This is a genomic window from Geitlerinema sp. PCC 7407, assembly GCF_000317045.1.
Classification (GTDB): Bacteria; Cyanobacteriota; Cyanobacteriia; order PCC-7407; family PCC-7407; genus PCC-7407.
This window is the reverse complement of sequence record NC_019703.1, coordinates 2356381-2366771: the sequence shown is the minus strand read 5'-3', so window position 1 is coordinate 2366771 and position 10391 is coordinate 2356381. Positions and strand designations below refer to the sequence as shown.

Sequence of the window (10391 nt, the reverse complement as noted above, 5' to 3'; positions counted from 1 at the left end):
GCTCTACTTCTCCTTCCATGACTGCTCGCTGCAAGCGCATCAGGGCACAAATATCCTCTCGATCACGTTGGTGCTGCGATAAGCACCGAAGTTGCTCCTCGACCGCAAGGGTCAAATAACCCGACTCAATAGCCTGTTGAACTAATGCATGCATTTTAAGCACTCTAACCAGAACCCCCAAACTTGTTCGCATCTTTTAATAAGACTCAGGAGGTCAGCGCAAATTTTATGCATATGTATCATTGCATTAGTAAACATATTCGACTGCTACCGATTAGATTTTTAAATTATAGAAGTGCTCATACAATTTAGCTTCTAGGAGGCTGCTTCTGAGTCAAGCCTGAGAGAGACCTATTCGACAATCGCTAAAGACCTTTCTTAACAGAAGATAGAGTCTGGCTAAATGAATAAACCTTTAGTTTGTGCATTGTATATCTAGCCCTAATCCTTGAAAAAATGGCTAAACAATAATAGGGTGAGCACTGCCCACCCTACAAATCTGTATTATAAAACTGGAGCTTGAGAGAAGACAGATACAATCTCTTCACTCCACTGCCTCAGAAAAGTTTCCCAAGAACTTATGCTCTGAGACACTTGCAGCAAGCTTGAGTCTCTCGGATTGAGTAGCAACCCTATCATGACGAAGTCATAAATGGTAGATACCAGATTGTTCTGCACTACCTAGAAGTTCTGGGTTAGAACTTGTGAACGTGCAGAACCTCTGCATCGCAGATATAGGTGATGCCCGAATAATCAGCGAAAAATTGCGCTGCGACCTCATCTGAAATCTTTAAGGCCATATCCCGATTAGAGGTGAGCACTTCAATCTTGATATTTGAGAAAGTGTCAGAAACATTAGGCTGTCCCGACGATCGCACGTTGCGGCTGCCTTTACCACCGGCGGAAACCACCGTGTAACCTGTCGCTCCGGCTTTGTCGATAATCTTGGTGATCTGTTTTAGCAGTAGCTTTTCCGTAACGATAACGAGCTTACTGGCTTGTTGGGTCATGGTGTGTACCTCCTGATGCGTTCCATCGAAACAATTAAAGACAATACTCTATGATTTTGCTTTTAGCCATGTTCTTAAGTCTATATCAAGGATTTGCAAATGCACTCCTTTAGTTACTATCTAACATCAATTGGGGGAGAGCAGTGAGAATGGTAAGCGCCATACCTACGAGACTGCTCACTGGTAGAGTCATCGAATTGAGCGTCGGCTAAGTCCTGAGAGATGGATATGACTCAAGGCAAGATCCCCAAGCTGATCGCGATTTGTAAGAGCGCAGGGCTTAGCTGATCGGATTGTTCTATGCCAACTATTGATAACCGTAGAGATAAGGATGCATAGAAGAATCTCTACAATTGCTATTCGTATTAACCAGAAATATGTGAAAAATGAGCAGTTAAAGGGAAAGCTTATGGTTTGGATTTGATATTGCGTTTCAAATTTATGTTGCCGAGGCGCAAAAATCAGTATCTTTTGGGATAGACTTAAGCACGTAAAGATTCAAATCTCAATAGACTTTAGTCTATATAAAAGGTTGCAAGATAGCGACACTTCGCGGTGTTTGAAAAGCAACTATCCCTGAACGCACGGTTGATAGATGCTCTCCTAACGCCTGCGCTGTAGGGGTGACGCGCTTTGCCCTCGCTTTTTGCAGCTTTTGTGAAGCTCACCTGTCACAAAATCCCTTGTTGGAAAAGATGGAAGGAGGTATCCGTGGATTTCTTGTCCCTTTTCATGATGGACTTTCTGGCGCAATTGCAGTCCCCGACCCTTGGCTTTCTAATCGGTGGCATGGTCATTGCTGCCCTTGGTAGCCAACTGCAAATTCCAGATGCGATCTATAAGTTCATCGTTTTCATGCTGCTCATCAAAGTCGGTTTGAGCGGCGGCATTGCGATTCGCAATGCCAATCTGGTGGATATGCTATTACCCGCGCTGTTCGCTGTGGTAATGGGCATTCTGATCGTATTCATCGGGCGCTACACATTAGCCAAACTCCCGAAGGTCAAAACGGTAGACGCCATTGCGACCGCAGGGTTATTTGGGGCGGTGAGTGGCTCTACGATGGCCGCTGCCCTGACGCTTTTAGAAGAGCAAGGCGTCGCGTATGAGCCCTGGGCCGCAGCTCTCTATCCCTTCATGGATATCCCGGCGCTCGTGACTGCGATCGTCGTGGCCAGCATATACATCAGCAAGAAGCGCAATGCTGCAAGCGAAGATCTCAATAAGCAAGAGTTTTTCAGCAAGCAACCGGTTGCGGCAGGCGATTATTCTAATCCGTCGGAGTATCCCACCACTCGGCAAGAGTATCTCAGCATGCAGCGTGGTGATGGAGGAAATCGGGTCGAAATATGGCCTATCGTGAAAGAAAGCCTCCAGGGCTCTGCTTTATCGGCGCTGCTGCTTGGACTCGTTCTGGGCTTATTAACCCGACCGGAAAGTGTCTACGAAAGCTTCTACGATCCTCTCTTCCGTGGTCTGCTTTCGATTCTAATGCTGATCATGGGGATGGAGGCTTGGTCAAGACTTGGTGAACTGCGCAAAGTGGCCCAGTGGTACGCCGTATATGCTGTGGTGGCACCGTTGCTGCATGGGTTCATTGCCTTCGGTCTTGGCATGATTGCTCACTACGCTACAGGATTCACCCCTGGTGGTGTTGTGATTCTAGCTGTGATCGCCTGCTCCAGTTCAGATATCTCGGGGCCGCCCACGCTGCGCGCTGGTATCCCGTCAGCCAATCCTTCTGCGTATATTGGTGCCTCTACGGCGATCGGTACGCCGATTGCCATTGGTATAGGAATACCGCTCTACATTGGACTAGCCCAGGCACTGATGGGCGCCTGATTCCAAATGGGTCTTGGTCTGCCGTGCTTTCCTAATGCGGCAGACCAACGCGACATACAAGGCTTACTTTTTCAACTCAAAGCTCTGCGCAGTCCATGGAGATCCTTGACTCCATGGAGATTATTTATAAAAGCCTCATCATAAAATCAAAAATTTTTAAAATTAATTGCTAATCAAATAATTTGGGCCAGTATTGGTTGAGATGTTGACATCTCATCTCAGCGATTTTTGTTAATCTGCTGCACTCAAATTTTGATGTATTAAAAGCTATGAATATAATCATGCTTTCAGATTTTCGGTCAAATCATGTAGACGAACTACTGAAATGCTATTCACTCTGAAGACTTTTTTATCTAATGAGTTATCTCTCGGTTTGAACGGCGTAAACGGTCAACGGGCTACCATCTAAGTCAATGGATTTGTACCAGACATGCTTCCTGTTTGGCAGAGGCTGAAACTCGCCCACGTAGGCTTTTTTGCCTAATTCTGTCTGGAGCGCAGGAGTTAGCCCTGGCAATGCTCCCTTGGGCACTTCGCTAGACCAGCTTGATATAAAGCCCCTGAAATTGCTCTTGCTGTCTTGGGCTACATAAGTGGCGCCTTTGAACGTGACGATATAGGTGTAGAGCGGCATGTTACTCCCTATGGACTGAGTGTCAGATTCGCTGGATAGGACTTTATACTTTTTAGTGAGTTGTGGTTAATCAATGTGCTTTTATTGAGTGCCGATGGCCTCTTGACTCTCGTTGATTATTCTTCTGTAATCGAGATGCATGCAAATTATTTTGCAGGCCGCCACTATTATTACTTGACTGTCTTTTCAAGAGAAGCTAGAAGCTTCCTGAGCAAGGAAGTTAGAGTATTTATCTCGTCGGGTGTTGCAAAGTGAGAGAGCAACTCCTGTTCGGTGGACAATAGCGCGGGAACGACTGTATCTGCTAACTGAACGCCCTTGGGGGTGAGCTGTACCATGACGCTGCGGCGATCGCCCGGATCCCTCAAGCGCTCTACGATGCCGTCCTGCTCGAGGCGATCGATGCGGTTGGTCATGGCCCCTGACGACAGCATCAGCAGGCCGTACAAATCCGTTGGCTTTAGGCGATAGGGCGGCCCTTGGCGTCGCAGCGTGGCGAGTACATCGAAGGACCAAAGGCTCAGTCCATACTCTGACAACACGGTTTCTCGCTGCTTCTCCAAGAGACGCGCAATCCGCAACACACGGCCTACGACTGCCAAAGCGGAGGCGTCTAGCTGAGGCAGTTCCTGCTGCCATTGCTCAAGGATGTGGTCGATTCTGTCTTGGTTCATGGCGTCATTATATCTTGACATAAAGATTCTTGTTATTTACCTTTATATCAACTATCTTTATATCAAGATACTTAGCTAAATGAACAAAAGCTAAAGGATAAACGATGAAAGTACTACTCACGAGCGCCACCGGCTACATTGGCAGCGCCGTCGCGAGGGCCTTGCAGCTCAGCCATCATCAAGTGGTTGGGATTGCCCGCTCCAAAGCTGCGGCCCAGCACTTAGAGAGAGCCGGGATTCACCCTCACCTGGGCAACTTGACCGACGCAGAGAGTCTGGAGCGGGCAGCGGTTCAGGTGGACGCCATTATTCATACGGCGGCGACGAATAATGCTCAGATGGCCACAGTCGATCGCCAAGCCGTCGCTACTCTCTTGGCGGCGCTGGCAGAAACCCACAAGCCTTTTGTCTATACCAGCGGAGTTTGGGTGATGGGTGATACGGGTGAAACTCTGGCTGATGAAGCGTTTCCGCTGAACCCGTCCCCGATCGTGGCCTGGCGACCTGCTGTCGAAAATGAGGTGTTGGTGGCTGCGGATCGGGGGGTGCGAACGGTGGCGATTCGTCCAGCTTTGGTCTATGGACATGGTGGCGGGCTGCTGTCGATGCTGATGCAGGCGGGGCGAGAACAAGGGGCGGTGCCTGTGATTGGATCGGGTGAGAATATCTGGTCGTTTGTGCATGTGGATGACTTGGCCACGCTGTACGTCAAGGCCATGGAACAAGCACCCCCAGGGACATTGCTAGTTGGGGCGAGCGGAGAGCAGGTGTCTGCGCGGGATGTGGCGCTGGCGGCGGGAGATGCGGCTGGTGTCGGGGCAAGCCTAAACCTGATGTCCTTGGCGGAGGGTCGGCAAATCTGGGGTGATCTGGCCAATGCTTTGGCGCTTAGCCAGCGAGTTTCGGGGGACTATGCGAAGTGTTTGCTGCGTTGGACGCCTGGGGCTCCTTCGGTGTTGGCAGATTTGACGAAGGGGTCGTATTTGCTAACGGCGATCGCCTCTTAGAGGTGTGCGGCTTGACGTCGGTCTCGACGCTCTAATCGTCTACTGAGTTTTGAGAGACGAACCCATAGACTTCATCCATTATCTAAATCATGATTTCTCACCGATTCAGTCGTTTGGGCAAGCTGGTCTGGCGATGTCAGATTTGTTTGTATTTGCTGCTAGCGCTGCTGAGTGGTGCGCTCTTACCGATTCAGGCCAGTCTGAATGCTCAGCTAGCGCGATCGCTCGGTTCTGTTCCTTTGGCTGCTGATCTTTCTTACTTGGTGGGCGCATTGGCGCTGGTTGCTGTACTGCTCACGGATCGCCTTGAGCGTCCGAACTGGTCTGGACTGGTGTCTAGTCCGCCCTGGAGCTGGGCGGGCGGTGTTTTGGGTGCTTGGTACATTTCCTCAAGCACTTATTTCACCTATACCTTGGGCGCTACGCTGACTTTGGGGCTGGTGGTGGGCGGACAGGTGATGATGGGCATCATCACCGATCACTTTGGTTGGCTAAATATTCCTCAACACCGCCTCACGCCCCATCGCCGGTTTGCGGTGGGTCTACTGGCCGTTGCGCTCTTTTTTCTGGTTCAGCCGAGGTAATCACCGATGGAAATATTGATTGTGCTGCTGACGGCGAGTTCAGCTGGTGGATTCTTGTCGATTGGTGCAGCGGCGAATGCCCGTCTGCGGCGATCGCTCCGGTCCCCTGTGGCTGCGGCCACCGTCAATTTTATGGTCGGATTTAGTACACTGACCCTACTATTGGTGTTGGGTGTGCTGGGCTCGGTTGACTTGAGCCGCTTGGCTCTGGTGCCTTGGTGGGCGTTTCTGGGTGGCTTGCTGGGAGCGGTTTTTGTCACTTTGAACACCCTGGTTGTGCCTCAGCTCGGGCTGACAACAACGACGCTGGCGGTGGTTTGCAGTCAAATGACGATGTCTCTGCTGGTGGATCAATGGGGTTGGTTTGGCCTCACGCCTCACCCGATCAATGCTTCACGGGCGATCGCGATTGTGCTGCTGTTGGTGGCTGTGGCGCTGACGCAGCTAGATCGCGATCGCCCCACAAAGTCAGCGATCGCTCCAGTCCTTCTAGACTCTCCCCCTGATCCGCGATCGGAGAGCGATCGCTAGCCTGATCAGTTGTGTTTGTGTCTGTGCCATCAGTACCCACCGATTAAACGGATGACTTCGAAGAATACCTCAGGAGAAAGTAGATGCAATGGCTGAATGAGCCTCCCCAATGGTCGGGGTCAGACAAGCAACTAATAGTCAAAACAGCTCCCAAGACTGATTTTTGGCGCATTACTCACTACGGCTTCATTCGAGATAACGGACACTTTTACTTCAGTGCGATCGCCACAGACTTCACAGTGGAGGTCACCATTCGCGGCGAATACAAAGATCTCTATGACCAAGCAGGTATCATGCTGCGGGTCGATGAAAAACACTGGATCAAAACAGGGATCGAGTATGTCGATGGGGTACAAAATCTAAGTGCCGTTGTGACCCATGTCTACTCTGACTGGTCAAGGACTCCTTTGCCTGATGCTCCTGAATCCCTCCGGTTGAAAGTAGAGCGCCGCCAAGAAACGATTCAGATATTCTATTGGGAGCCCTCATCCGGCTATATTCCTTTTAGAATGACCTACCTTCCGACGTCGGAGGCTCTCCAGGTCGGCCTCATGGGTGCGTCGCCCGAGGGAGATGGATATCTCGTCACTTTTGAAGACTATCAGCTCAAGCTCACTAGCTGACGTCTGGCGCGATCGGATGGAAAAAGGATGGTGAGCCGATTATCTTTTTAGGGAATTATCGGATAGCAGGGTGCGTGACCGAAAGGTTAATGGCTGCCTGCGGTAGCGGGGTTTGCGCGCTTCACAGCTTAGAAGATTCAGTGTCTAGAACGTTGCTCCATACATACGCGCTCGCTGTAAGGCGTAGGCGTGTAAGTCGAAATTCGCGAGGTCTTGCGCCGCATCCTGAGAGAAGCGCAAGACCCGATTAGGATGGAGTCGTCCCTGCGCCTGAAGGGCAAGCTCATACAAAATTCCGGCGTTGCCTTCTTCTTCAAAGTCTACAAGCACCTTGCGCGCACATTCTTCAGCGCGGCTCCAGTGACCCTCTGCTAGGGCGATCGCCGCCTCCGCAATCCAAGGCTCCCAATATATACTGCCGCCATAGGGCGAAGGATGTTTCGCCCGGTTCACTGCCCAAACGCGCTGCGCCTGCTGTGCCAGTTCTATTCCTTCGGACTGTCGGCGCAAGGCAATTAACAGCCACGCTTCTTTCATATAGTGGTAGTGGGAATCTCCAGAGTTGGCGTCTCGAGTTGCCTGGAGTTCTTTTTCTAAGTCAGCATCCGTCACCATACATGCCTCCTTCCAGTGAGTTCACGGTCTGGGTCTATATTCACCAATGGCTCACATCGGCGTTTGACAATTACTTTAGATCTTAAAGCTGGGGCTCACTGCACGCTGAGATTAGCCGAGGTCGACTGAGCTGATCCTGTATCGTTGCTTCATCTTTTGCAACTCAGTCGATTCTGTAATGCAAGAAGTTTACTCAAATTGGTAAAATCAATGTCAAACCTTGTCTAACTCGTATATTTTTTACCACAAAAAAGCAACTGAACGCTTACCGAGAATATAGTCGTTAAATATTGTTGAAGCCGGTTTTTCTGCCATGCCAACACACACATGAAGAGGCAGTAAATGCTCTTCGCGAGGATGGCAGTAGCGCGCTGAGGGAGCCTTTTGCCATTCAACCAGACGATGCTCCCGCTCAGACTGAGATACTGTGTCAGAACACACTTCAATTAGCCAATTTTGAAAAGCTTCATTGGCAGGATCGGGTATATTAATTCCTTGCCAAGAAAATGCTTCCATATTGTGGAATGAAAATCCAGATCCAATGACCAGAATATTCTCAGCTATTAACCCTCGTAATGCTTTGCCAAGGGCTATGTGAGCGCTCGAATCAAGGTTATGCAATAGCGAAAGTTGCATTGCAGGAATGTCTGCTTTAGGGAACATAAGCTTTAGGGGAACAAATAAGCCATGATCAAATCCCCGCTGAGAATCTATACGAGCTGGTATATTCTTCTGGGTCAGTAAGCTGGCTATTTTATTGGCAAGCTCGGGACTTCCTGGAGCTGGGTAGGTGATTTCATAAGCTTCATTAGGAAAACCGTAATAGTCGTAAAACATTGGAGGGTTTTGGGCACCTAGCAATGTTGCCAATTTTTCTTCCCAATGGGCACTGATGACAAGGATGGCATCTGGCTTCTTCAATAAAGATGGAAGCTGCAACATAAAATTAATCATCGCTTTATGATTGGCTTCTCCAAGGAGTGGCAAAGGACCTCCTCCATGGGATAAATAGACAATCTGACCCTTTTGAGCCGTCATAAAAAACGTTCCGTGGTTTCCTACAGGTACTCTAAAATGCTAACCGATGCTCTTTCAGCGATCGCGCCTATTCTATTGGACAGACGAATCAAGCTCAGTCTTCGATCGCCTCAATGCCGAGCCGCTTAAGCCGCTCAAGGTTGTCTCTCATTGCCTGAAGCTCTTGGGCGGAGTGTCCCTTCCAGTCTGTCACTTCACCGGTGACTCGCAGCGGATCCCGGGAGCGATATGACTTTGTCGGATTGCCTGGGTACTTCTTGTCCGTCAGATTGGGATCATCTTCGATCGGTCCAGTCGGCTCGACAGTGTAGATTCTGCCAGGCCCTTCGCCGAGGGCCAGCTCGGCCCCCCAGGTGGCTGCATCCAAGGTAGCGGTTAGATAGACGTAGGCTGCTTTCTTTCTCTTGCCATAGTTGGAGCTATAACCAGGCTCGATCAGATCCCCTGGCCTCAGGTCTGCCTTTGTACCATGGTAGAACTGCTGCGAACTCAGGTCATCGATGGCCGCCATTGAATTGGCTCTCATAATGCTTGGATTCACTGTTGTTCAACAATTTAAGTCGGTATTCGAATTACTAGATAGGCTGCTAGAAAGGGGAGGAGATCTGAAGTTGATTTTTTAGAAATGACAGGCAATTATGCACAAATTCAATGAACAGTAAAGTTTGATAATCGGAAATTACATCTGAGTATGTATCTCCATCCTGGAGTTTGTCAAAATCCACTTTGATGTCGATTTGATAAAGAATTGGCAGGGAAACAGGAAAATCAGCGTAGCTATACTGAAAAATAGCAATTCCCTTGTATGTAATGTCTTCTTTCTTGATTTCCATTCTGTCTCTAATGTTGTGAGAAAGAATATTTCTGATGAATTTAACAATCTTATGAAAATCACTAAACTTGTCTTGATTTTCATAAAAGAAAGTTTTGACAAATAAATCTTTTATCTCTTTTTCTTTGAGAGCTTCAACGATTGACATTGTTACTCCTCGTATCGAGTTGACTAAAATTAAGTGGCTAAATGTGTCAATTTTTTGATAATTGATATAGATGTCTCTTAGTAAATTACTAATGAGACCATTATCAAGATGATATCCGTTTTCGGGATTTTCTATATCTGCTAAAATAGGCAAGGTTTTAACACCCAACGATAAATCCGTATGTCTTGAAAATTGGCTATAAAAATTGCCTAGATGCAGCATTATAAAATACATTCTTGCTGTTTCGTAAGAATTTTTCAATGTCAACAGAGATTCTTGCCGCATAACTTTAATCTCATTTGAATACAGTTATTGTAACTATTTTGCGCCTAACTTGACTATTTTCTTGAACCAATACTCTGATTGGATAAACGAATTTTATTGAAAAACTTGAATTAATTAAAAATATCTATTCGAAAAAATTATTGATGGCTCCTAGTATGTATCTCAAGATTCGCTAAAAATTAAATCCAATTGGTAATGATAATAATGCCTGTTCAACTAAGAAGTATCGTCAGTCTTGACAAGTGTTAACTCTCTTAAGTGATGAGATTTAGTGCTCAATTATGTAAATCTATGTATTGAAGACTGGATAAACTAGATGCTTCATTTTTTATGTTATTCGATACTTCTACGATGTGAAATTAGCCTTGAAAGAATTAAAATGAATATTTTGTGAATAAGACTGAGGTTTTGGGATGTTATTTGGCAGGTCAGTGACTAAATATGGGAAGGAGAAGATGATCGATTAAAATAACTGGACAGTATTTCTGATGACTGCTGCTGTGGGAGCATGGTGCTTTGGCATTCTGGCCTTGCGGACGATGCCTGGACTGAGCGAAGCTGAGGGTGG

General features: G+C 47.8%; 12 protein-coding genes. 5 read left to right on the top strand and 7 right to left on the bottom strand.

Annotated features, from left to right (window positions below; all coding sequences use genetic code 11):
• Positions 1 to 695: 695 nt before the first annotated feature.
• Complete coding sequence (locus tag GEI7407_RS09810; protein WP_015171994.1) at positions 696 to 1010, bottom strand: P-II family nitrogen regulator; 315 nt, start codon at positions 1008 to 1010, stop codon at positions 696 to 698.
• Between the two features lie 711 nt (positions 1011 to 1721).
• On the opposite strand from GEI7407_RS09810, the gene GEI7407_RS09805 reads away from it, so the two are divergent.
• Complete coding sequence (locus GEI7407_RS09805; RefSeq protein ID WP_015171993.1) at positions 1722 to 2852, top strand: sodium-dependent bicarbonate transport family permease; 1131 nt, start codon at positions 1722 to 1724, stop codon at positions 2850 to 2852.
• 361 nt (positions 2853 to 3213) lie between these two features.
• Here the strand turns inward: GEI7407_RS09805 and GEI7407_RS09800 are convergent, their stop codons facing one another.
• The gene (locus GEI7407_RS09800; RefSeq protein WP_015171992.1) at positions 3214 to 3486 is read right to left on the bottom strand and encodes a hypothetical protein; all 273 of its coding nucleotides are present in this window, start codon (positions 3484 to 3486) and stop codon (positions 3214 to 3216) included.
• A 170-nt stretch (positions 3487 to 3656) separates the two neighbouring features.
• Positions 3657 to 4160 carry a MarR family winged helix-turn-helix transcriptional regulator gene (locus GEI7407_RS09795; protein WP_015171991.1) on the bottom strand — a complete coding sequence of 168 codons (504 nt, stop codon included), beginning with the start codon at positions 4158 to 4160 and terminating at the stop codon, positions 3657 to 3659.
• Between the two features lie 104 nt (positions 4161 to 4264).
• Here GEI7407_RS09795 and GEI7407_RS09790 point away from each other — a divergent pair, with 104 nt between their 5' ends.
• From GEI7407_RS09790 to GEI7407_RS09775, 4 genes are all read left to right on the top strand, one after another.
• Positions 4265 to 5167, top strand: coding sequence for an NAD-dependent epimerase/dehydratase family protein (locus GEI7407_RS09790; RefSeq protein WP_015171990.1), 903 nt, complete (start codon positions 4265 to 4267; stop codon positions 5165 to 5167).
• 89 nt (positions 5168 to 5256) lie between these two features.
• Positions 5257 to 5751, top strand: coding sequence for a DMT family transporter (locus tag GEI7407_RS09785; protein WP_015171989.1), 495 nt, complete (start codon positions 5257 to 5259; stop codon positions 5749 to 5751).
• A gap of 6 nt (positions 5752 to 5757) precedes the next feature.
• Positions 5758 to 6282: a DMT family transporter gene (locus GEI7407_RS09780; protein WP_015171988.1), complete on the top strand. Its 525-nt coding sequence runs from the start codon at positions 5758 to 5760 to the stop codon at positions 6280 to 6282.
• 83 nt (positions 6283 to 6365) lie between these two features.
• Positions 6366 to 6905 (top strand): DUF1349 domain-containing protein, encoded by a 540-nt coding sequence (locus GEI7407_RS09775; RefSeq protein ID WP_015171987.1) that lies wholly within the window; start codon positions 6366 to 6368, stop codon positions 6903 to 6905.
• A gap of 144 nt (positions 6906 to 7049) precedes the next feature.
• Here the strand turns inward: GEI7407_RS09775 and GEI7407_RS09770 are convergent, their stop codons facing one another.
• The 4 genes from GEI7407_RS09770 to GEI7407_RS09755 form a co-directional block, all read right to left on the bottom strand.
• A complete protein-coding gene (locus tag GEI7407_RS09770; RefSeq protein WP_015171986.1) occupies positions 7050 to 7520 on the bottom strand; it encodes a hypothetical protein in 471 nt (156 codons plus the stop codon).
• 240 nt (positions 7521 to 7760) lie between these two features.
• Positions 7761 to 8558 (bottom strand): class III extradiol ring-cleavage dioxygenase, encoded by a 798-nt coding sequence (locus GEI7407_RS09765; RefSeq protein WP_015171985.1) that lies wholly within the window; start codon positions 8556 to 8558, stop codon positions 7761 to 7763.
• 94 nt (positions 8559 to 8652) lie between these two features.
• Entirely contained in the window at positions 8653 to 9069 is a 417-nt protein-coding gene (gene arr, locus GEI7407_RS09760) for an NAD(+)--rifampin ADP-ribosyltransferase (RefSeq protein WP_015171984.1), read from the bottom strand.
• A 76-nt stretch (positions 9070 to 9145) separates the two neighbouring features.
• Complete coding sequence (locus GEI7407_RS09755) at positions 9146 to 9823, bottom strand: hypothetical protein (protein ID WP_150109758.1); 678 nt, start codon at positions 9821 to 9823, stop codon at positions 9146 to 9148.
• Positions 9824 to 10391: the final 568 nt, after the last annotated feature.